Origin of the sequence: Paenibacillus terrae (assembly GCF_000943545.1) — a bacterium.
Classification (GTDB): Bacteria; Bacillota; Bacilli; order Paenibacillales; family Paenibacillaceae; genus Paenibacillus; species Paenibacillus terrae_A.
Genome location: NZ_JTHP01000061.1, coordinates 17,064 through 37,862 on the forward strand (window position 1 = coordinate 17,064; position 20,799 = coordinate 37,862).

28 protein-coding genes are annotated in these 20,799 nt (G+C 39.5%); 6 read left to right on the forward strand and 22 right to left on the reverse strand.

The genetic code is table 11. The annotated features are described in order from the left end of the window. The first annotated feature begins 12 nt into the window (after positions 1-12). Entirely contained in the window at positions 13-594 is a 582-nt protein-coding gene (locus tag QD47_RS23325) for a hypothetical protein (RefSeq protein WP_044648368.1), read from the forward strand. 232 nt (positions 595-826) lie between these two features. Here the strand turns inward: QD47_RS23325 and QD47_RS23330 are convergent, their stop codons facing one another. Further along, positions 827-1,453: a hypothetical protein gene (locus tag QD47_RS23330; protein WP_044648369.1), complete on the reverse strand. Its 627-nt coding sequence runs from the start codon at positions 1,451-1,453 to the stop codon at positions 827-829. Between the two features lie 403 nt (positions 1,454-1,856). Then, the gene (locus tag QD47_RS23335; RefSeq protein WP_044648370.1) at positions 1,857-2,885 is read right to left on the reverse strand and encodes a DUF262 domain-containing protein; all 1,029 of its coding nucleotides are present in this window, start codon (positions 2,883-2,885) and stop codon (positions 1,857-1,859) included. Between the two features lie 379 nt (positions 2,886-3,264). Here QD47_RS23335 and QD47_RS23340 point away from each other — a divergent pair, with 379 nt between their 5' ends. Together QD47_RS23340 and QD47_RS23350 are read left to right on the forward strand one after the other, a co-directional pair. After that, positions 3,265-3,513: a hypothetical protein gene (locus QD47_RS23340; protein ID WP_044648371.1), complete on the forward strand. Its 249-nt coding sequence runs from the start codon at positions 3,265-3,267 to the stop codon at positions 3,511-3,513. A 17-nt stretch (positions 3,514-3,530) separates the two neighbouring features. Then, a protein-coding gene (locus QD47_RS23350; RefSeq protein WP_152643858.1) for an IS3 family transposase occupies positions 3,531-4,648 on the forward strand; the annotation gives its coding sequence in 2 pieces (ribosomal slippage) (positions 3,531-3,777 and positions 3,777-4,648; 1,119 coding nt in all). Here QD47_RS23350 and QD47_RS34270 read toward each other — a convergent pair. From QD47_RS34270 to QD47_RS23440, 18 genes are all read right to left on the reverse strand, one after another. Then, entirely contained in the window at positions 4,615-4,977 is a 363-nt protein-coding gene (locus tag QD47_RS34270) for an IS3 family transposase (protein ID WP_152643859.1), read from the reverse strand. The two genes, QD47_RS23350 and QD47_RS34270, sit on opposite strands and share 34 nt — an antisense overlap. Next, positions 4,932-5,246 carry a helix-turn-helix domain-containing protein gene (locus tag QD47_RS23355; protein ID WP_044648374.1) on the reverse strand — a complete coding sequence of 105 codons (315 nt, stop codon included), beginning with the start codon at positions 5,244-5,246 and terminating at the stop codon, positions 4,932-4,934. The genes QD47_RS34270 and QD47_RS23355 overlap by 46 nt, the downstream gene beginning before the upstream one ends. 351 nt (positions 5,247-5,597) lie before the next feature. Further along, positions 5,598-5,933: a hypothetical protein gene (locus QD47_RS23360; protein WP_044648375.1), complete on the reverse strand. Its 336-nt coding sequence runs from the start codon at positions 5,931-5,933 to the stop codon at positions 5,598-5,600. A gap of 72 nt (positions 5,934-6,005) precedes the next feature. Further along, positions 6,006-6,671 carry a DNA cytosine methyltransferase gene (locus QD47_RS31115; protein ID WP_327204685.1) on the reverse strand — a complete coding sequence of 222 codons (666 nt, stop codon included), beginning with the start codon at positions 6,669-6,671 and terminating at the stop codon, positions 6,006-6,008. Between the two features lie 37 nt (positions 6,672-6,708). After that, a protein-coding gene (locus QD47_RS23370; protein ID WP_152643860.1) for an IS3 family transposase occupies positions 6,709-7,820 on the reverse strand; the annotation gives its coding sequence in 2 pieces (ribosomal slippage) (positions 6,709-7,574 and positions 7,574-7,820; 1,113 coding nt in all). Positions 7,821-7,863: 43 nt separating this feature from the next. Beyond that, on the reverse strand, positions 7,864-8,199 hold the full coding sequence (locus QD47_RS23380) for a DNA cytosine methyltransferase (RefSeq protein ID WP_044648379.1): 336 nt from the start codon (positions 8,197-8,199) through the stop codon (positions 7,864-7,866). Between the two features lie 1,173 nt (positions 8,200-9,372). Beyond that, entirely contained in the window at positions 9,373-10,101 is a 729-nt protein-coding gene (locus QD47_RS23385; RefSeq protein WP_044648380.1) for a reverse transcriptase domain-containing protein, read from the reverse strand. Between the two features lie 27 nt (positions 10,102-10,128). Beyond that, positions 10,129-10,596, reverse strand: a complete 468-nt coding sequence (locus tag QD47_RS23390; protein ID WP_044648381.1) for a GNAT family N-acetyltransferase — start codon at positions 10,594-10,596, stop codon at positions 10,129-10,131. A gap of 13 nt (positions 10,597-10,609) precedes the next feature. Further along, the gene (locus tag QD47_RS23395; RefSeq protein ID WP_152643861.1) at positions 10,610-10,825 is read right to left on the reverse strand and encodes a hypothetical protein; all 216 of its coding nucleotides are present in this window, start codon (positions 10,823-10,825) and stop codon (positions 10,610-10,612) included. 89 nt (positions 10,826-10,914) lie between these two features. Beyond that, positions 10,915-11,283 (reverse strand): hypothetical protein, encoded by a 369-nt coding sequence (locus tag QD47_RS33405; protein WP_235332338.1) that lies wholly within the window; start codon positions 11,281-11,283, stop codon positions 10,915-10,917. Positions 11,284-11,351: 68 nt separating this feature from the next. Further along, positions 11,352-11,546, reverse strand: coding sequence for a hypothetical protein (locus QD47_RS23405; RefSeq protein ID WP_044648383.1), 195 nt, complete (start codon positions 11,544-11,546; stop codon positions 11,352-11,354). 201 nt (positions 11,547-11,747) lie between these two features. Further along, complete coding sequence (locus QD47_RS23410) at positions 11,748-12,239, reverse strand: hypothetical protein (RefSeq protein WP_044648384.1); 492 nt, start codon at positions 12,237-12,239, stop codon at positions 11,748-11,750. An 856-nt stretch (positions 12,240-13,095) separates the two neighbouring features. Then, complete coding sequence (locus QD47_RS23415) at positions 13,096-13,425, reverse strand: hypothetical protein (protein WP_044648385.1); 330 nt, start codon at positions 13,423-13,425, stop codon at positions 13,096-13,098. A 142-nt stretch (positions 13,426-13,567) separates the two neighbouring features. Beyond that, the gene (locus QD47_RS23420) at positions 13,568-13,990 is read right to left on the reverse strand and encodes a disulfide oxidoreductase (RefSeq protein ID WP_327204684.1); all 423 of its coding nucleotides are present in this window, start codon (positions 13,988-13,990) and stop codon (positions 13,568-13,570) included. Further along, positions 13,987-14,673, reverse strand: a complete 687-nt coding sequence (locus tag QD47_RS23425; RefSeq protein ID WP_044648386.1) for a DsbA family protein — start codon at positions 14,671-14,673, stop codon at positions 13,987-13,989. Before QD47_RS23425 ends, QD47_RS23420 begins: the two co-directional genes overlap by 4 nt. Positions 14,674-15,162: 489 nt before the next feature. Beyond that, the gene (locus QD47_RS23430) at positions 15,163-15,636 is read right to left on the reverse strand and encodes a hypothetical protein (RefSeq protein ID WP_044648387.1); all 474 of its coding nucleotides are present in this window, start codon (positions 15,634-15,636) and stop codon (positions 15,163-15,165) included. 160 nt (positions 15,637-15,796) lie between these two features. Next, positions 15,797-17,182 carry a DUF2325 domain-containing protein gene (locus tag QD47_RS23435; RefSeq protein ID WP_044648388.1) on the reverse strand — a complete coding sequence of 462 codons (1,386 nt, stop codon included), beginning with the start codon at positions 17,180-17,182 and terminating at the stop codon, positions 15,797-15,799. Beyond that, on the reverse strand, positions 17,179-17,403 hold the full coding sequence (locus QD47_RS23440) for a hypothetical protein (protein ID WP_044648389.1): 225 nt from the start codon (positions 17,401-17,403) through the stop codon (positions 17,179-17,181). Before QD47_RS23440 ends, QD47_RS23435 begins: the two co-directional genes overlap by 4 nt. Positions 17,404-17,566: 163 nt before the next feature. On the opposite strand from QD47_RS23440, the gene QD47_RS34275 reads away from it, so the two are divergent. From QD47_RS34275 to QD47_RS23455, 3 genes are all read left to right on the forward strand, one after another. Further along, on the forward strand, positions 17,567-17,641 hold the full coding sequence (locus tag QD47_RS34275; protein WP_412177995.1) for a hypothetical protein: 75 nt from the start codon (positions 17,567-17,569) through the stop codon (positions 17,639-17,641). Positions 17,642-18,049: 408 nt separating this feature from the next. Beyond that, the gene (locus QD47_RS23450; protein ID WP_044648391.1) at positions 18,050-18,265 is read left to right on the forward strand and encodes a hypothetical protein; all 216 of its coding nucleotides are present in this window, start codon (positions 18,050-18,052) and stop codon (positions 18,263-18,265) included. A gap of 477 nt (positions 18,266-18,742) precedes the next feature. After that, positions 18,743-19,321, forward strand: coding sequence for a hypothetical protein (locus QD47_RS23455; RefSeq protein WP_044648392.1), 579 nt, complete (start codon positions 18,743-18,745; stop codon positions 19,319-19,321). A 433-nt stretch (positions 19,322-19,754) separates the two neighbouring features. Here the strand turns inward: QD47_RS23455 and QD47_RS23460 are convergent, their stop codons facing one another. Both QD47_RS23460 and QD47_RS23465 read right to left on the reverse strand, forming a co-directional pair. After that, on the reverse strand, positions 19,755-20,255 hold the full coding sequence (locus QD47_RS23460; protein ID WP_044648393.1) for a hypothetical protein: 501 nt from the start codon (positions 20,253-20,255) through the stop codon (positions 19,755-19,757). A 19-nt stretch (positions 20,256-20,274) separates the two neighbouring features. After that, on the reverse strand, positions 20,275-20,760 hold the full coding sequence (locus QD47_RS23465) for a hypothetical protein (RefSeq protein ID WP_044648394.1): 486 nt from the start codon (positions 20,758-20,760) through the stop codon (positions 20,275-20,277). Positions 20,761-20,799 lie beyond the last annotated feature (39 nt).

Consider the following 20,799-nt stretch of genomic DNA (forward strand, 5'->3'; position numbering starts at 1 on the left):
ATGGTGATTAATGTGAATAAAGATTATTTTGTGGATATTTCTGAGGAGCTAGGCCTTACATCCGGCACTTTATACTTAATGAATATTTCAAAAAGATCCATTGATGAAATGTCATTTGAATTTGTAGATAGAAGTTTAAACTTTCTACAAGAACAAGGCGCTCATTCTTTCGGTAAAATCATTACCATGTTTGATGGATATAATGATATAAAAGATGAAATTTACGAGATAAATGAGGTGAGAACATGGGTAAAAGAATTATTTCAACTTTACCCTCACTTCCTTTATTTTATAAACTACAGTTTTGATTCGCACATTACATTGCTTTCAAGCGTAAGTGATGTTGAAATAAGTTATACAGGGGGAGGAACACTATCTCCTATGGAATATAAACGGTTGGGGATAGATCCCTTGACTGATATTGAACCTAAACAATGGACAATAACCTTGTCAGAGGGTCTCTACTTACAAATGAAGAGGGCACTTATTGATTATGGCCAAAATGTGAATGACTTCCTAGGTGCTGCTGAGACAATCAAAATGATTAATGCAGTTACTAACCCTACAAAGCTAGGCAAGAATCAAATAATATGATTATTGCTAAATAACACCGAGTATTGATGAGTGATAGATTGTATGCATGCATCTGTGGATTTCATTCTCACAGAGATAGAGTCGGTGCCATAACATTATTCATGCACCTGTGGTAAATGGTAACAGTCTATCGACCTAAAATGCTAAACAAAAATGGACAGAGAACGCGGTAATCACTCAAGAATCCCACTGCTTTAGCTGTGGGATTGTCAAGGTATAGTAATCAAGTAGCTCATATGACCTCAATCACTGATACATCCACAATATACTTCCGTTGTGTACCAATAATACTCTGAATTGCTCGATTCAGCTCAGAAACAATATCTGTTGTCTCCATTTCTCCATTTAGTTTAAATTCAAAGAACTTGGCATCATCAGCCACTAAATCACTTAGTGACAGATATGTACTTTCCTCTTCATTCATAGGCACCATTATACTTTCTGTAGTCCCTCGTATCTCTTTGCTCGCCTCAGACTCTTCATAGTGATCCGCTTCTAATAATTCAAGCATGGGCAAATCCATCTCATTCAAAAAAAAGTTCAATTCATCAATTGAATCCACGGCCCATGCTTTTAAGATTTCTTCATTCAAAAACCGACTCTGCCATTCCGACCAACACCGGAATCGAATATCACGCGGAAGCAGTTTCAATTGCTCTACAGGAATGATTTTCTCATAAATATTATATCTTGAACTCACTTCACTATAAGCATATTCCTTCTGTTGCGCCTTAGTCATAAGTGAGTATGCGGTAACCATTCCTCTTCGGCTCCCGTTTACTCTGGAAAAAGCTCCGTTTGCAGTGCGTTTTTTAGATTTACTATCATCCGAAAAAACCTTGCTTATATCTTCAAACAATCTTGTTCCTCCTTGCCTTGGTGGCTCTAGCTAAACTGATAAGTATTTTAAGATTAACTAAGCGAAAACAAATTTATATCATAATGTCTGTTATATCAGAATTCTTTTTTTTCCAGAAACAGAATCACTTCCTATAAAACTCCCCTTATCTAAAAGCCCCCTTTAAAGTCCAATTATATATTCCTTCTTAGAAAAAAGAGAGCTTAGAAAACATACACCGGTCTACATACCACATTCACCGTGGTAAGTTCTGATAAAACAAAAAAAACCTCTAATGGTTTTCCCATTAGAGGTTCTCTCCAGTTTTCATTTCATTATTAATAAGTTAAATATTAAAAATAATTTGGTTTCTTGGTAATGTTAGTTGAGTTAAGTTAACTCAACTAACATTACCACATTTGCGTCAGGCAACATTAATCATAAAGTTTTTCAAGTCATTCAGCATCAATTCAGTTCGTTTTTGAACAATAAGTATATTACTTGTCCTACTCTGAACAGTTAGCCCAAACGGGGATTCTTTAGAGTAGTCTTCAACTAAGAATTTTTTTGCCCAATCCCCAAATTTCTTTGGCTCTACATTAAACTTTCGAGCATGAGCCGATGCCATAAAGAGAGAAGGGATTACAGATTTTTTTAATCCAGCCTTACACTCCTTTAAAGTCCATTCATCAACTGATTCTTCCATATATTTACAATTGTTTTTAATTTGTGCAATAATATTATCGGGAATTTTCTTTTTGCCTATATCTGCAATAAATTTCTTAATGTCTTTTCCACTAAAGGAGATATTTTTTTCCATTATAAGTGAAATAATTTGGAATACCGTTTTCTCATTTACATTCCCCGTTAGATCAGCAGATGTAAAGTTAATTCTGCTGAAGAAGTCTTCTTTCGTGATATCAGCCACTATCGAGAGGTTTTCTTCTCCGAGAAGAGCCCGAGCCTGCTCGTATTCGGTCAAAGGCTTAGTTTGATTAACTCGATAGAAGATCTCTTCAACATCTTCAAGTGTATACTCTTCATCGAAAATTGTTACTGCAAAATTGAAAGATTTTAATGCCTGTTGCATTTCTTCTGATAATTCACTGTATAGTTTCCCTGCAACATTTACTCCATTCACAGGAGGAGTATCATCAGATAGTCGGAATTTATCCTCTAAATACTCATAAAGTGATTTCAATCTTTGCTTGCAATCAACAGCATAGTAGATCCATTTAAATTTCCCTGGTTTGCTCTCTCCAAGATGGTCACCATTCTTCCAAACCAGTAAATTTGGAACGTATCCATTGTTTAAGAAAGTATGTATCAATAAACTCTTCCAAGGTCGGTCCTTCTGTCTAACATATCCTCTTTGAAAATGTAGATCAAAATTGAATTGATCTTTCATGTTATTGATAATATAGGTTGTCCATTGGACAGTTGGTTTCCCCATTATTTATCACTCCTTATTTGAATTCAAAACAATCCTCAAGGTATACTACATTTTAATAGAACATAATGAATTTGAGTAGCGATTTCAGCCTCTTCTTATTTTTACTCCACATCCTCCCAATTCTGAAATGTCCTATAACAGAAAAAACCATTCCAAAGTTGAATTGTACCCACACTGAATAAAGGGTAGCATTAGACAATTAGAATGGTGATAACACACAAGATACGATGGTGTCGCCTGACTCCACCCCTACAGAATAAATTTATACAGTAAGTATAATTCACACCCACTTTATTGTAAAGGATAGAAAACCAGCTCGTAAAAGAGATTTATAATAAATTATGAAAAAATAGAGGAAATATTTCATAGGAGATGAACAGTGATAGAAATTCACGATTGGGTTATTGTTAAAGGACAATCTAAGCGTGGAGTGAATCATAATTATGAGATCGGTCAACTCAAGAGTATTGATAATGGCCAACACTCTTTTCCCTATAACGTTGAAATGAAAAAAGACAATAGTATTGAAGAGTTCCCTCATGCACCTATAATAGAACTTAATAGAACTGGATCTGATACACTTGGTTGGACAGAAAAATTAAGGGCTAGTAGAATAGTTACAACATAACAAGGAGCGGGTCTACTATGCCAAGAAAAAGACGTACATTTACAGACGAGCTCAAGAGACAAATGGTCCAACTATATGAGAATGGAGAATCAAGAGCAGATATTGTGGAGGAATACGAATTAAGTGCATCTGCCTTAGATCGTTGGATTAAACAAGCTCAAACCTCAGGCTCATTCGCAGAGAAGGACAATCGTTCTCCTGAAGAGAATGAACTCATTGCACAGCGAAAAGAGAATCAGCGACTTAAAATGGAAAACGACATTTTAAAGCAAGCAGCGCTGATCATGGGACGAAAGTAAGTGTCATCAAACGAAATCGTGACAAATACTCGGTATCAGCAATGTGTTCCGTCCTACAAATCTCAAAAAGCACCTACTACTATGAAGCCAAAGAACGCCGCAATGAAGACGATATTACGGCACATATCGTTGAGATTTTCAAAAAGAATCTAAAGACATATGGCACAAGAAAGATCAAATCTAAGCTTTACGAGCGTGGAGTTATTGCATCCAGGCGTCGAATTGGCCGAATCATGAAGGCACAAGGGCTAGGTTCAACATACACAGTAGCTCAATACAAACCTCACAAATCTGAAACGAATCATTCGCAACAGCCAAATGAACTGGACCGAGAATTCCAGCAATCTGAAGCGAAGCGCGTCGTTGTAAGTGACTTAACGTACGTCAAAGTCAAAAACAGATGGCACTATATCTGTATATTAGTTGACCTCTTTAATCGAGAGATTATTGGATCTAGCGTAGGTCCTAACAAGGATGTAGGTCTAGTCGCACGTGCCTTTGCCTCTGTACAAGGAGATCTCCGCCAAGTTCAATTGTTCCATACCGATCGTGGTAGGGAATTCAAAAACAAATCGATCGATGAGACACTGGCTACGTTCCAGATTAGTCGTTCTCTAAGTATGAAAGGCTGTCCTTATGACAACGCAGTCGCTAAAGCTACGTTTAAAATTATGAAGACCGAATTTATTCATCAGATGCACTTTCAAAGTCTAAATCATCTCACTTTGGAGCTAAATGACTATGCGAACCGGTATAACAAATATCGTATTCATGGAACTTTGAGCTACATGAGCCCCGTAAACTACAGAGAATCAGCCCTTAAAAAAGTTGTCTGAATTAGTGTTGACAATCCACGTGAACGGATTCCCAAAACCTGCATGAGTCGGAGCACCTTCTTATGGTTCATCCTGACCCCATGATCCTGCAGCAAGAAGAGTTGGATTTGGCGGTAGCCATAGACCCCGTCATACTGCTCGTACACTTTCTTCACGAGTGCCTTCGCGTTCTGATCCCGATCTGCTCCTCTACGTTTAAAAAAGGCGTAATATCCACTTCTAGAGACCTTGAAGAGCTTACAAAGTTCACTAACGGGATAATCTTTGGCAGCCTTCTCGATGGTTATAAACTTGTGCGCTTCACCTCTTGCATCCAGATTTCCAAACACTTTTTTAGCATGTCATTTTCCCGTTTGAGCTTTTGTGCATACCTGTCTTGGTCGATATATTCCTTCCGTCGTCCTCGCTGATCCAGAAGTCCGAACTCACCGAGCTCCTTATATTTCCGCATCCATTGTTTCAACCGATGTCTATCTGCAATTCCAAACTTCTCCATAAGCCTACGATATCTCCAACCTTCTTCGAGATGAAGCCGTATAGCCCCCATCTTGGTCTCATACGTATACTCGTTAAACTTCTTTCCTTTTGTCGCTGACATAAAAAATGCACCCCCTAGATTTTCATCGGATAAACCAGGGGTTTATTCCAATGTCTATTCTAAGGGGTGCACTTCAAATGCAAGTGGTGTTTTTTTAACAATTTAACAATTTAACAATTTAGAACGTTTCAATCAACTCTCGCACAGATGGCGAGTGACAATAATCTAGTGGTTAGTCACATATTACCAGATAATTCTATTTAGTGTCAACTCAAATCATTTTTCAAAATACTAATTTTACACTGACTGAACTGCACAATGAGGCCACTATCGCCACTGCACTCCGCTCGCAACCTGAGGAACACATAACATTTGCTGCCGCTGTTAGAATTACAATTTGATTTTTGGAGATTACCATCTAATCTCCTCAATGATATCAGTATCAAAGATACACAGTTCTGTTTCCCCTGTAATATAAGCTACAGCAATAGCTTTGTAATTTTTATCAGAAATAGCTTTTTTCCAATTATGCTCACTGGGGTAGTCTACTATAAACTCCTCAAAATTTATATGAGTAACTTGGCTCTCATCTATCCTTACTTTAAGGATTTCAGTCCCAAAAATATAAGCTCCATCCTTACTTGAAGTTAGATATACTCCATTCCCCCATAGTCCATTTGAAAGTTCGAAATCACTTTCCAGTATACTATTTTTTCGTTGTTGATTTGTTCCGTGGTACCAAAACATACTTCCTCCCCCTCCAGATTCATTCGTAATTATTTATAGATCGTGTAAAATATTATACTTTTTGATTTATTTCTACAATAAGCTCAGCTGAGTTGGAATATGAGATAATTGATTATATAACGCTTTTGCTAATGCATGTCCTACGTTATAGGCAACTCCATTTCCGGTCGCACGATACTGGTGAGTCAATAACATTTTTTCTGGGAAGACATAAGTGTCTGGCATACCCATAATCCGCAAACATTCCCTGACAGTAAGTCTTCTATCTTTTGACGGGTGCAAATATTCTCTTCCATCTTTGGAGATATGCGCTGTAAGTGTTGGTGAAATTCCGTCCTTTTGCAATCGACGCATCCCTCTAAACTGGTTAGGCCGAGGATTTTCCATAACGTCATAAATTCGTTGTGGTGTAGGACTAGTCCAGGTTGCGTAATGGTTTGGAAAAGTTCCATCGGCTTCTGGTAGATCACCTATTACATCCTCCACTGTTTTACGATTATTAAATGAAACATCAGGAAAACAGAATTTAAACTTAAGATCCTTTCGTATTCCTACAAAAAAGACCCGTTCTCTGTGTTGAGCTGTTGAAAAATCACTGGCGTTTAACACTTTCCAACTAACTTGATAGCCCAACTTATCGAAATGAGATATAAGTTTGAGTAAAGTCAATTTGTGTTTTCGAGCTAACCCAACAACATTCTCAAATAGGAAAGCAAGGGGCTTTTTTGCCTTAATAATCTCAACATTGGATTGTCAACACTAAACTGAACAACTATTATGAGGGCACTTTCCTGGCTTCTACAGGTGTGAGGTACCCGAGTGTACCATGAATACGGTGATGGTTAAACCAGTGGACATAGTCACGCAACTCGACATCAAGCTGCTCCTCTGATTGAAAATGAGTCTGGTTTGCGAACTCCGTTTTAAAGATTTTAAAGGTAGCTTCAGCTACAGCATTATCGTAAGGGCAGCCTTTTGCGCTAAGCGAACGGGTGACACCAAATGTTTCTAAGGCCTGCGAGATCAGCTGGTTATCAAACTCCTTCCCTCGATCCGTATGAAACATCTGGATACAATCCAGTCGTACGGAAAGGCTCGCAATCGCCTGATACACAAGCGATGCTGTCTTCCGTGGCCCGCTACTAAAACCAATCATCTCACGGTTAAAGAGATCTACAAATAAGCATACGTAGTGCCACTTTCCAGCCACTCGTACATACGTCAGATCGCTCACGACAACCGCGTAGGGCTCTTCTTGGTGGAACTGACGTTGCAGTCGATTCTGGGTTTCAGACTCGTTGGAACCATTCTTGGAAGGCTTGTACTGAGCCACGGTATAATTGGAGACTAAACCCTGTTTTTTCATCATACGGCCGATTTTACGACGTGAAGTGTGAATGTCTTTTTTCTTTAACTCCACTTTGATTTTGCGTGTTCCGTAGTTATTTCGACTTGCTCTAAAGATGTCCACAACCGCGTTCTCCATCTTTTGTTCGTCTTCGTTAGCAGCTGGTTCAGGTTTGTAGTAATAGGTGCTGCGTGGTAGCTCCAGGACTTTACACAATGCTGATACCGAGTATTTGTGCGCGTTGTTGCGAATCACATTTACTTTCGTCCCATGATCAGCGCGGCTTGCTTTAAAATATCGTTCTCCATTCGTAGTTGTTGAATTTCTTTGCGTAAAGAAAGAAGTTCATGCTCCTCCGGCTTACGATTCGCCTTTTCTGTAAAAGAACCTGAATTTTGACTCTGCGCAATCCAACGATCCAGTGCAGACGCACTCAAGTCGTACTCGCGAACAATGTTCACCCTTGACTTTCCATTCTCATATAACTGCACCATCTGTTTCTTAAATTCTGCCGTAAATGTACGTCTTGGTTTTGGCATCGTAGATCCGCTCCTTCTTCTGATCTGCTTATTCTACTAGCCCTTATATTTTCTGTCCAACCAAGTGTAGCCGATCCACATACTTCCAGACAAGCTTTCCTCTCTCACCTTTCTCTCCTTTGTTTTTTCCAGAAGATGAAAAATCTTGGCATGGAGGACCACCAATAAACACATCCGCGCAGGGTATCTCACTAATGGGTATGGTGTTAATATCTCCAATACGAATATGACTTCCTACATTTGCAATGTAGCTGTCTGCAGCTGGTTTGCAGACTTCATTGGCCCAAATAATTTTAAATAAATCCTTAAAAGCAAAGTCAAGTAGGCCTCCTCCTGAAAATATGGAGCAGGCAGTATAATTTCCTTCAAGATCTGGCATTCATGAGCCCTCTTCTTTTTTAAGCTCACAGCTTAAAAAGAGGGCAACCAACAAGGAGTACGAAGGGGACGTACTCTGCACTTAAGTGAAGCTCTAAAAGCCCCTACTTCACATTACAATGGTTATTCCGATAGGTAAGCTTTTGAATGTTATCTCCAGCTTTTCCCCCGGTTAACACCGGACACGAGTCTTTCGATCTCATACGGCGTTTCATCTAGCTCAACTGACGGTAAGCTTTACTTTCGAAAAAACACTAGACAAGATAATCCGTTCTTGAAAGGAGGGTTTCTTTCAAATTAGGTCTTTGACTATCAAGTCAATACCTTTTCTTTGTAAACAATCCCCTATATTTACTTCAAGCTTATGACCAAATTGATCTTGTAGTGAATGGTTGGTCAGTCTTATACTAGACTAGTGGCTATCCCTCCGGCTTTGTTAATGCCATCAATGGTACTGTGCCACCACTTTCACCGCTACAAACCAGGTTATACCTTGACTAATATCATCTTAGACTTTCCCTGGACCGCTTCAATGGATGAGAGTCCTCAGCGTTAACAGCTTACCACGTTCCGGTTTATCCTATCTGTTCATGAACCCTTAGATGCTTCCTATGAGCCTGTTGAACTCGATAAAAATTCGATTACTGCCTGTAACAGTAGATGGACTTTCACACCACAAAAGATTACTTATCCACGTCCAACGCTGCCAAAGCAGCAATATGCATTTCTACATACAGAACCTTTAGACCCGTACACTCGGAAGTTCGTCTACGCCCAATTATGTAGTAATGGACGAATTCTCATCATAGGTTTTTTTAGACTCCAAGCACCACTTGATACAACCTTCCCCTCGAAGGGCATTTCCTCGGCCGAACCGTCAGGGTATCTTCAGCGCCTATACGGCGAGCTTTATAACGTAATCCACTCTCAAAGACTGTCGCTATTCGCTAAGGAGGAGGCCTTTCTGGACGTTACTCCATCTTTCGACCTCTTAGATAACCAGTTCTACTGAATTTTTTCAGCGCTTAGACTTTACCTCAGCAAGAGCATTGCTGCTGCTCTTCCAAGCTGATCTAAGAACGTGTCGCACTTGCGGGGTTCTAAAGAGTCGGAAAGCACTCAAGCTGGAACATACTTACCGTGGCATGGAACGCTTTCCAAATCCCCCAACCTGTTAAACAGGGAATACTCGATCTTTTCTTTTCCTACGAATTTCTCTCTGCATTTCAAACCACGCACTATCACGATATTGTTCGCGATCATCTTTGCCAAAATCAAATGACAGTGAGAGATAACACTTATCTGTTCCATACACCTCGCATTGCATGCAAACATTATTCAAGCCGATCCATACCGATGAGAATGTGGTGATCGATATTTCAAAGAAACCTTTTATGTCTCCCTCGATCCACCACTTTACCCCTGTACACTCAAGCTTAATTCTACTCAGCAGTGCTCTGCAGCTCTTTTCGGGTCTAAATCCGTGAGAGTTGTCGGAGAACCTACCTTCATAGGTTGCTTCCAGGACGTTTCGGAGAACTTCCTGGAAGAGCTTGTCCATGAAGGATGGAATGCCCAGAGGACGTTGACCACCAGATTTTTTGGGTATCATTCTCCTTCTAGCAGGCTTTGGCTGATATGACTCGTCCCGTAAACTATTGATTAGCTTACTTACCCGTTCCATATTGAAGTCATCGATCGTTTCTCCGTCTGCACCGGCAGTCATGTTCCCTTCCTTCCCCTGGATTTTGGCATATGCCTTAAGGCAGAAGTCAGGGTTGTATAGAATGTGGTAAAGATCAGTAAAGAGGTAATCTTCCTTTTGGGCGTTCTTGATTAGATTGACTAAAACAATGTTGGGATCTCTCATGGTCTCACACCACTTCCTAAATTGTTTAATCAATCAACACCTGTCTTCCTTCGCCAGCATTCACACGTTTCTGAGGAAAGGGAGGTACGCTAAATATTGATTGAAGTTATCGAATGAGTGGCAGGTCGTGATTGTTTTTTTACGAAGTCTTTTCAGTTTAGCTGCCTTACCTTCAACAGTAAGATCGGTCCCTATTACGACATTATTTGGACTCAGAAGACCGTTCAATGTTGTGTAAAGACTCTTAGCGATTCCCTGCCTTTGGTGGTCTTTTCTAACGTCGACATACGAGATGCTGTACGTTAAAGGATGTTGAGGATCTTGATAAAGCAGCATTACTCCCCGGACATCTACTCCTTCGATGGCTATTATACAGTAATATTCCATTATCGATGCCATATTAAAGTCATGTGGAGAGAAAAAGTGAAAACCCTCGTAAACCCTACTACCGTTAACATTCTTCTTTCCTTCATTCAAGCCCTCTGCGATTCCCCTCAAGTCAATGAGAGGTAAAAACTCATACTTCACTATCTTCACCTCTCTATGATTTGTGAATGTAGGACATCTCACCTCTAACTATAGTTATGAGGTTCGTCTCCCCCCATTTATGATCCACAGCGGTTTCGCCTTCATCCAGCACCTTATTTTCAATCAGATTCTTAGCCCATTGTTGCGGATCGCTTGGGCATTCATATTCTTCCTTCCATGTGCTTAATGAGTCAACCTGTTTGACTTCAATCTCGATTTTCGGCATCATCGTTCTCCTGTTCTTTTAAAAATATGAAGCTTATGGTCTGCACATATCTATATAGGTACAGACTAAAAGCACACATTTTTATGAATGAATTATTTCGAAGTTCTCCTTGCTTTATTGAATTTCTCTCTGAATCGATCTAAAACCCAATCTTTTTCGTAATGGTTAGTATCTGCAACATCATCGCAAATTTGAAAAACCTCTTCTACAAGTTCATCAATTCGTCTCATCGCTTGTTTGTAGATGCGATGAAGCTCTTCCTCTTCTTTCGACAAGCTACCACTCCCCCTATGCTGTATTGAATCAAGGTGTATTTTAGACTTACGAAATTCGGTTTCCAATTCTGTCCATCTGCCAACAATTTCCCAACCATCATCAATCATTTGCTTTTCATGTTTTATAGCTTCTTCAGTATCTTCATAGCTATAGATTTCATGTTCCCACTTAGATTCTAGTTTCATTCTCCATTCTGAATAAAAATAAAATGAATAAAGGATTTTTATTTAGAATAACAAGTGTCGAAGCAACTCTATTTTTTATATACCTTTGTCAATTTCCATTTTCTCCAAAAATTTCTTTCGTTTAATATAAAAAGCTTCATTTCAAATTTCCCTTTGTTCCTTTCAATAAAATCGTTGGCGTGTTCCAAAGCAGTTTTAAAACTATGCTTAAAGAAAAAAACTTTGTTATTGTTATATTCAATTTTAACTTCTTGTTTTTCCATTTTTACATTCTCCATTCTGAACTTTTATTTGCCTCTTTTTATCATGAACCCAGCTTAGACTTTACCTCAGCAAGAGCATTGCTGCTGCTCTTCCAAGCTGATCCAAGAACGTGTCGCACTTGCGGGGTTCTAAAGAGTCGGAAACGCTCAAGCTGTATAAACTTACCGTGGCATGGAACGCTGTCCAAATCTCCCAACCTGCTAAACAGGGAATACTCGTTCTTTTCTTTTCCTGCGAATTTCTCTCTGCATTTCAAACCACGCACTATCACGATATTGTTCGCGATCATCTTTGCCACAATCAAATGACAGTGAGAAATAACACTTATCTGTTCCATACACCTCGCATTGCATGCAAACATTATTCAAAAAGGTGACTGCTTCTCTCATATTTACGATGTAAGTTTGATCCAGACTGACTACACCAAAGAATGAACAATTGATTAAACTTTCTTCGGCAGTCTGAAATGGGAGTATTAGCACCCACGGACTCTCACACTCAAACAGAGTACTGAAGAAGTGCACAGCTCGTTTTCTACCATCCAATAAACCTTGATTATAAAGATCAGTCTTATAACGACCATCTACGGGTATAAAAGCATAACCATCTTCAGCATGCAACAGCTCTTGGAACACAAGATGTTTCGATCCTTTGCTATTTACATGGACTTCAATTGGCTTGGGACGACCCACAATTTTTCACCCCTTTCATATGAAATAAAGTGACTTATTAACTATCCCTTAATAGGGAATCAGTTTTTCCAGCTAAGGTGTTGTACATTTCCTCAAACTCTAAATTTTCATAAACCTCTCCCGCTTCAAGTACGCTTTCAGATGGATTACCCTACTTTCTAAATCCTCATAAACCTTATTAGATAACGATCGCTTTCAACAATAGTCAGCATTTTCTCCACATAAAAAAACTGTTTTTCTACCTGAACAGCTTTTAGCTCATCAATTGATTACTCTCCTTTAATGAAAAAGACCACATTTCTTCCCGTCTGGGACAACGTGGTCTTTCACAAATTTATTTTTATTCATAGTGCCCAACATTTTTTAATTCATCATCATCTCCCTCCTATTTGGGAACAAAAAAAGAACCCATCTTAAAGAGACTAATCTACTTATAATGAAAAGTAGAAATGCTCCTAAAGAGGGTTCTTTAATAAACAGTCAGCAGATATGTCCCAGGACTTCGCCAAAAAATTAATGATAATAAATAAATTATACTCGGTTATTCATAATTTGAGAAGCAGACTAGAAAATTAGGCATAGTCTTCAACAACAACTTCGACAATGGGATTATTTCTCAAAGTACTGACTGTGTTGGAGTGTTGTTCCAGAAACTTAGGTATCCTTAAAAGACCCACGGAACAAGAATCCGACAGGTTTGGGCACATCTAGGCTTTGGGCAGCTACCGGCACTGATCGCTCTACAGGAACACGACGATGTGCGCATCGATGGCTATTTTCTGCTTCAGTCCTAAAAGAACAGAAAAAAAGGACGGCATGACCGCCCCTTTACATAATAATATTCAATCGTTGTTGATCATTTACTAGAATATTTATCTGCCAATTCCTTTTCGAATTCTTTTTTATAAACTACAAATTCATCATCCGTAAGGAAGCCAATTTGATTGTAGATCTCGGCCGTTCCCAAATTAATTTTAATGGGCTTTCGCATGTCCATTAGATATCCTTTAGCTAGATCAAACTGTGATTTATGCATAACCATAATTGGATTTTCTTTGCTTGGGACAGGTATTTTTTCAACTTCTTCCCTTGATAAATCGTGCTTATTTAATTTATAGAATTTTTCATCGTCTAAAGTAACGTAAACCGTATGAGTGTTAAAAGTTAAGTGGAAAGCTTGCTCCATAATAATCATACCCTCCTGTGAATTATAGATGAAAACCACTTATTGCTTGGTTGATAATATCCTGATTGATACCTGTGTATCTCATGGTGATGGATGAGCCGAATGGTCTTTATTCTGTTTCCAGCCATTCCACCATAAAGTTCTAGGAGACCTTTTTATTAGTCATCCATAAAAATGATAAAATAAGTGTAAAAGCTGTTAGTGCCATCAACGGTATTGTTATAAATCCAAACCAGTTAGTGTAGTCTGTTTTACACGATACTCCTACATTACAAGGTAGTATTTTTCCAAGAGACGCTAGCTTCTGGCCTAGATAATGATACAACGCAATACCTAAACCTATAAAAGACAGAAAAAATGCGGAACGAGCATATTTCCTATCCTCAGTTAAGGAGGCATATCCCAAAATCACAGTTAAAGGATACATACAAATTCGTTGCAACCAACATAATTTACAAGGTTCATAATGCAAAATCTCACTAAAATACAGGCTACCACATGTGGCGACGATTGAGACAAACCAAGCCATCAGAATTCCATAATTCTGAAACGTTTTTTTGATCACTTTTTTTCCTCCTTTTTACTAATCACATCATTTATTGCGATCTTAATCTGTTCATAATCAAGGCCTCCCGTTTCAATAGCCATTCCGTTTACAACCAGTGTAGGCGTCTGCCGAATCCCCAACTCACGAGAAAAATTCAAATCTTTATTTACCATTTCATCAAATTCTCCTGCTTTCAGCGATCTCTCCATCTCTTTATAATCGACTTTGACCTTTGTGATTTTTGCTATTTCAACTAAATAAGCAATTGTGGCCCAGTTTTCGGATTCATCTTTTTGCAGCTTAAAGATTTGCTCATAGTAGGCCCAGAAATCTTCAGGGCTATTTTTTGCTACATATTCACCAGCCGCTGCTGCCGTTAAAGAGTCAGGACCAATGATTGGAAAGTTCACAAATTTGAAGCTTGCCTTACCAGTATTAATATAATCTTTTATCAATCTTGGATAGATATCTGAGGCGAAGTGCTTGCACCCAGGGCACTTGAAGTCTCCAAATTCAATAATAGTAGCGGGAGCATCCTTTTTACCTAAGACCGGCTGATCATCGAAGTGATTTAACGATATCCCCGATTTAACCGCTTTAGGCTGGTTGTCCTTACTATTTGCGTAAACCATTGCAACCAGTAAACAAAATACCATCAATACAGACATAGAAATTACTACAGCTTTAGCTTTTCTTTTCAAAACTTCTCCTCCTTTAAATGAACAAAAAGCACTCAGTGAAAACACTCTTCTTCAGAGTGTAATCACCGGTGCTTCCGGATTTTATATATAATATTTTAGTTCCCGATATCAAACCACTATTATTAGAGTTGTTACATATTTAGAATAAATGATGTATATCTCCGAGTGCATTTCTATTCTAAGAAGAAATTGCAACTTTAGATTATCTTAGTTTTAGATATTTTCAAACTCGTATAACGCTTATTTAAAGTATATCAAAAACTTCATTCTTCGAGAAACAAGTAGGTGAAGAGCCAGTTTTTCATTTAGGTTAGTTTATATCGCTTAGCAATGTGCTTGAGTATGTTCTAAGCCTTGCCTTTACATACGAAAGGGATAAACTACCACCTTCAAATGTATATTCTCTAGCATATTCGCAGAGCAATAACCTTTAATTAACTCCAAAAAAAGAGGAAGAACCGACAAGGAAAAAGATTTTCTATAAACCACTTATGTCCATACCTCAATTGGAGATTCACTCATCCAGTATAAATTCTTTGATGATCCGCTACTTTGTTTATCATCTCTGGAACTATTTTTATCAGCATCAAGAAAGTCATTTTGTTCATGTTGTAGAACACTTAACTGGATACCTTTATCATCTGCCATTTTAGTAGCTAACCTAAGCCCATATTTACGAATTATCTCTCTCTGACCCTGATATGTAAAAATTGATTCAACTTCACCGTTACTATCACATTTCAATTCCAACTCTAATTCTGGATATGCAGGGATAGCACGCTCAATGCCTCGCTTCGTTGCTACAGTAAGAATTGTTCGCCCAAAACCCTTTGTTTGCGGTATTAAGTTCATATAACGAATAAAATCAGAGCAATTATTGGCAGTAAAATAAAATGAGACCCGGCGTAAACAGGATTCCTCAAGTGAATCATAATTTGAGCACATTTTACATATTTCCTTCATAAAAGCTTCCTTCCTTTCTCAGAAAAATGCCTAATCTATAATCTTTCAAATCGCTCATGCCGAGCATAATATATGTCCATATCCTTGTACACCTTACTACAAAGGCAATTTTATTAAAATCTCCAATGTTGCGGAATAAATCATCAACATTAACAACCTCTCATGTTAGGGGATTTTCTGTTTTTAAAAGTGCAGTGAGGTTAACCTCCTGCTGATTTTTTTTTGCCACTATATTGAGAATAGAGCGGATATTGATTTCTTGAACATAATATATCGGCTTATCCTCTTGTGCTGCAAATGCCTTGGCTTCCCACATACTGGCATGAGATACAAAGAGCCTCAGTACTACGATGATATCAGCCTGCTGCAATGCAGCGTAAAAATGCGGATTATGCTTACGTCCATCGTGGACGATGATGTTGCAGGGATAACCATTCCTCTCTCTACTCCGGTAGCCACCGATTATAGAGACTGTCTTGCCCTCCAAGTCCGACAGATCAGGCAGGGGAGATGTCTGAGTATCGGGCGCATCCTCGACCAACACAGGGGGCTCTTGAACGTCTTCAGACTCATCTGGACGCAGTTTCCGAAGCTCTGCTAACAACTCCCCTACAAAACTTTTAAGCTCCCGTATGCGTCGTATATCGTCCTTACTACGTTCTGTGATCGGCTGCTGCTCGCTCAAACTGGCAATCTTGGCGTTGGCCACACCTAACTTATCTTGGAACGTAGCAATTGTGTGTTTTTGCTCATCAAGAAGGCGTAAAAGCTTGTTGTACTTTACCGTCTGCTTATGAGCTGTATCGGTCAATTGCCCGACCCGCCGAAGAAGAAAGGCGTTGTCGCCGCGCTCCCGTTTAAATAGCAATCCGATATATTTTGTACGTAAGTCCTCCTGCGACTCTGCAATAGGGAAATACATAATTCCAAAACGGGTGCGTGCTGGGCCAAAGTGCTTTGTGTAATCGATAGGCACCCATCCCATTGCGCCGATATCGAGCAACTCTTTTACAAATTTGGCATTGGCAGCTTGCCAAAATGAGCGCCGGTCTGCTTGTGCCACCTTTTGTGCCTCGCGCCGAGCATGTAAGTCTGACTTTAGAGTTGGACTCTGTCCAAGTGCAACGAACCCTGCCGCAACTTCCACGCGTGACAACTCAGCTACAGAAGCCTGCCAGTTATCCAACGCGTAATCAGTAAACGCTGACCAGAACTCCTTTTCGCGATCCGCAAATATCTCGAAGCGCTTTTCGTGCCCCTCCAGGATCGCCGCACTTGTCTCCGGGTCAATATAGTCGTGATTAATTGCCTGCTTGACCGCATCGACTTTGCGTAACATCTCTCGATACACGATATGCTCTGCCGGATATTCCGCACCACATTTGCTGCAGGGGATAGGGACTATAGGATGGTTTACGTGATCCATTTCGGCGTCTTGTTGCTCGTATGTCATTTTGCCGTAGTCATACACAAGCAACTCACTATAGTACTTACACTTTGTGCAGCGACCAGTTAGGTAGACATGCATATGCACAAAATCGTTCATTTCTCCTCCCCCCTATCCTTTACACTGAGAGTAAAACCTAACGTGTCAGCGATTCGCACAAAATCTTTCAAACGCAACGAGCCACTTTGAATCGCTGCTCTAAGAGTCGTTTCTTTCATTCCGATCTCTTGCGCCAAGCCTGCAACACTCGACCGGCCACGACTTGCGAGCATCAGCCTTACTCCATTAGTAGCTGGCTCCATATCTATTTTTATTTCCATGGTAACACCTCCGTATGCTTATAGTACATCATATATAACCTAAAGTGAAATTATTTAATTTAACGACAATTATATTGTTGATTAAATAATATAATTGGTGTAAGATGTAATCAAGCAAGGGGAACACAATAAAAAAACGGAGAGGTTTAGAATGGCAAACGTAATGACAAACGCTTGGGCAATCGCCCTTATGGGAGTAGCTAAATTCGGAGATAGTTCAAAACAATACTTCATTTAGGCGCTTCGTCTGGCTGGGGCCAGATTGAATGCTTACAACTCCAAAGTGGAGTGAGAATTGTGACAGCCGTAATAAAGAATCATGCAAACCGAATTGTAGAAACGATTGGAAGGAGCTGAGCCTAGTGGGAACTAAGCGAATGACGGCTAAGCGTGCCGCTAAAATCATCACGTACAATTGGTTGTCCGGCGGCGGCACATCGACGTGGTATCTAGCCAAGGAAGATATGTCCTTTTACTAAGAGGACTATGGTTACAAAGTGACCGAGAAGCGCCGGGAAGGAATTCTAAAGTACGTAGAACAGATAACCGACCCGATATTTGAAAAGCTGAGAGCTTCGCTTCAGAAAAACGGTTTTGATTCATAAGCAAGCAAGGGGCTACGATCCCTCTATAGGAGGCAATCTTGATGCTAGTTTATAACGGAGAGTCAGTTAAAATTACAGTTGTATCGGATGGCAACCCGGATACGGTTATTCAGCCCGGCGAGTATGCGAAGCTGGCCGGGGAGTTGGTGGGCTTTGCTACAGACATGTTCCACGTTCTGGAGGATGGCGAGTGGTACGCCAAACGGGAACATTGCTATTCGGGGGCCGATGTGGAGATTTACAACAATAGAAAATGAAAAAGCCCCTCGGTCAAGGGACTTTTTCAGAACGCCATGCGTTACGGTTAAAAGTTAATGTAGCCTTACAGAGGTAACGAGTACCAGATCGTAGGTGATTAAAATACATCAAATGTTACGGTTAAAAGTTAATCGGATGGGTGACAAATAGCTATTTCAATACATCATCATGTTACGGTTAGAAATTTTGTTCTATTTTAAAACTAGAACTAAAAATTTCAATACACCTCGTGTTAAGGTTGCAAAAACAATATACCACTAATGTCAAGTGCCGCGACAGTGCTTTAGTAATAATCCGAGGGCTACGGTCCCTCTATAACAGGAGGTAATCATATGGAAACAGTAACGTGGATCGTAAGTATTACGGCTTTGGTAGTTTCGGTCATCGTTTAATAGATTGAAAAATAGGCAATTCCTATAACAAAAATGTATAATAATCACAAATATAAAAAGGCAAAAAGAGAGGGAGAATAGTTCATGGAGAAAAGTTGGAAGTCTCTAAAAGATTTCATATTTGAAGGAAAAACACTGGTTAACGCTGGCTATGCAGGTGACGCAAAAGATGTTGGACATAAGGTATCGCAGTTCTACGTGGATAAAGTAGAGATCGGGGGAATTACCAATCACTACAGCATTACGTGGGATTTTGAGGAGTTTTACCGCAATGAGGGTGAGCACACGTTTGAGTGGCCGACACCCCACGCTTTCAGACTTATCGAACAAGAACATTACCAGATTACAGTGGATTATTTTTCAGGTGCTTCATTCACGCCTCTCAAAAAAACGTTTGAGTTGGATGGTATGATTCTGACCATTATTAACAGACCAGTTGAATTTGCTCCTGTGGCTGGCTCCCTGAGATACTACGCCGGGGCAACCGACCAAAGAGGAAAAGCATATCAGGTTTACTGGAATATGTTCAATTTATTCGAGCCAGTGGAAATCGAACTAATGGTCGACAATAGCAAATACTGTAAATATTGTCTTAAAAGATGGACTAGGCACGCTGATAGCGATACAACATGCGAGCATGAGTGGGCGAGCACACTTGATTAAAGATCCACCTCAAATTTGCCCGGTCTGCGGGTTCAATCCCGTAGGCCGGAATAAAAACTACTGCTTTCAAACCTGTTATTTATATTCAAGTCAAATACAAAGATATGTATCACCTGTGGAAATGAGTTTCCTGCCTCACCCTGCTCCCTTAACGTCACCAGCAGCCCTGAATGTTCAGCCGAGAACAAGCGGGGAAAGCGTACCAATGCAGTAGGTTTAGAGTGAACATCATAACGGATGGATCGATCTCTGCCGTTGTTTGGACAAACGTTATCAGCTCCAAAAGCCTTAAGTAGGCTTTTATGCAGAGCACCATCCGCCCCCCTTTAAATTGTTTTTCTCATGTCTCGTAATTCCCTACGTCACCCACTGCCCTCCTCGGCAACCCATTCAATAACCAAACGCATATAGCCAATAATCTCCCCAATTCACCTTACAACATGTGAGATAACTTAGGTACTAAGTATGCAGCCAACAAGACTATAGGACTAAACAACATCATTCCTAGTCCCAATCTTTTTTTCTGTGGATTTTTGGCAGCTGATAACCGTACTAAAAGACCAAAATAAAACATTGTAAATACAACTGGAATAGAAACAAACCAGACTCCTTTGAAAAGCTGAGGTCCAATGGAGCCTGCACCATTCACCATATTTTCCACACTATCTCCACTATGTGAAGGTTGTGGCTCTATTCCAACAAACGATTGTGCAATTAATGGTGCATATGCAATAAGTAAAGCTCCACTCCCGAATAAAACTACAAAGACATAACCCATCTTTTTTCTCCGTGGATTTTTACCCGATGTCAACAATAGTAGAAAACCTACGATAATCAAGACTGTGAAAATCGGTAGCCCCACCAATTGTAGTAATCTAACTAGTTGTTCTACAAGAACTTTCAATCCTTCAAATAGATCATCCAATTTCAACATCCTTCTTTCACTCTTTTAATTACTTATTCTCATTTCCAATAGTTGTAATAAATTGGACATCGTCCACCTGCCAGCCTTTCTCTTCTGAGTAGAGCAATACCGTATGAACAATTATCGTTTGAGAGGTTTCGACATTATTAAAGGATGTACTCACATTAAATTGATTTATAAACTCTGCTTTATCTTTATCTATCGCATACTGGAATGGCTGAAGTTTACTCATTTTTGATGATACTGAGGGAGTATTCTCATTATACTGAGGTAAATCAATTTCAGAAGGAAGTGCTGAGCTAAACCCAATTGCGGTCATCAAAGGTTTAATTTGATCATAACGTTGCTTTGTATTTGGATACGTAAAAAAATTTTCTATAAACTCTTTATTTGCTTTTTCCGCTCCTTCCTGAACGATCTGTTCTTTAAGCTGTGCTTTTAAGTTTTGACTATACACCAATTGAGTAATATTCAAGATGAACAAAACGGCTAATAAAAAGTATATTTTTTTCATAAGATTGCCCCTTTTCAAAGATTATTAATGATATATAGA

Coding starts and splice junctions, on each gene's coding strand:
- QD47_RS33405 (WP_235332338.1), bottom strand. CDS start 11,283: ATGAAACTAGAATCTAAGTGGGAACATGAAATCTATAGCTATGAAGAT.
- QD47_RS23440 (WP_044648389.1), bottom strand. CDS start 17,403: ATGGAAATAAAAATAGATATGGAGCCAGCTACTAATGGAGTAAGGCTG.
- QD47_RS23450 (WP_044648391.1), top strand. CDS start 18,050: ATGCTAGTTTATAACGGAGAGTCAGTTAAAATTACAGTTGTATCGGAT.
- QD47_RS23335 (WP_044648370.1), bottom strand. CDS start 2,885: ATGGGGAAACCAACTGTCCAATGGACAACCTATATTATCAATAACATG.
- QD47_RS23430 (WP_044648387.1), bottom strand. CDS start 15,636: ATGAAGGAAATATGTAAAATGTGCTCAAATTATGATTCACTTGAGGAA.
- QD47_RS23355 (WP_044648374.1), bottom strand. CDS start 5,246: ATGTCAGCGACAAAAGGAAAGAAGTTTAACGAGTATACGTATGAGACC.
- QD47_RS23455 (WP_044648392.1), top strand. CDS start 18,743: ATGGAGAAAAGTTGGAAGTCTCTAAAAGATTTCATATTTGAAGGAAAA.
- QD47_RS23460 (WP_044648393.1), bottom strand. CDS start 20,255: ATGTTGAAATTGGATGATCTATTTGAAGGATTGAAAGTTCTTGTAGAA.
- QD47_RS23415 (WP_044648385.1), bottom strand. CDS start 13,425: ATGGAGCAAGCTTTCCACTTAACTTTTAACACTCATACGGTTTACGTT.
- QD47_RS23405 (WP_044648383.1), bottom strand. CDS start 11,546: ATGGAAAAACAAGAAGTTAAAATTGAATATAACAATAACAAAGTTTTT.
- QD47_RS23395 (WP_152643861.1), bottom strand. CDS start 10,825: ATGATGCCGAAAATCGAGATTGAAGTCAAACAGGTTGACTCATTAAGC.
- QD47_RS23435 (WP_044648388.1), bottom strand. CDS start 17,182: ATGAACGATTTTGTGCATATGCATGTCTACCTAACTGGTCGCTGCACA.
- QD47_RS23360 (WP_044648375.1), bottom strand. CDS start 5,933: ATGTTTTGGTACCACGGAACAAATCAACAACGAAAAAATAGTATACTG.
- QD47_RS23465 (WP_044648394.1), bottom strand. CDS start 20,760: ATGAAAAAAATATACTTTTTATTAGCCGTTTTGTTCATCTTGAATATT.
- QD47_RS23380 (WP_044648379.1), bottom strand. CDS start 8,199: ATGCCAGATCTTGAAGGAAATTATACTGCCTGCTCCATATTTTCAGGA.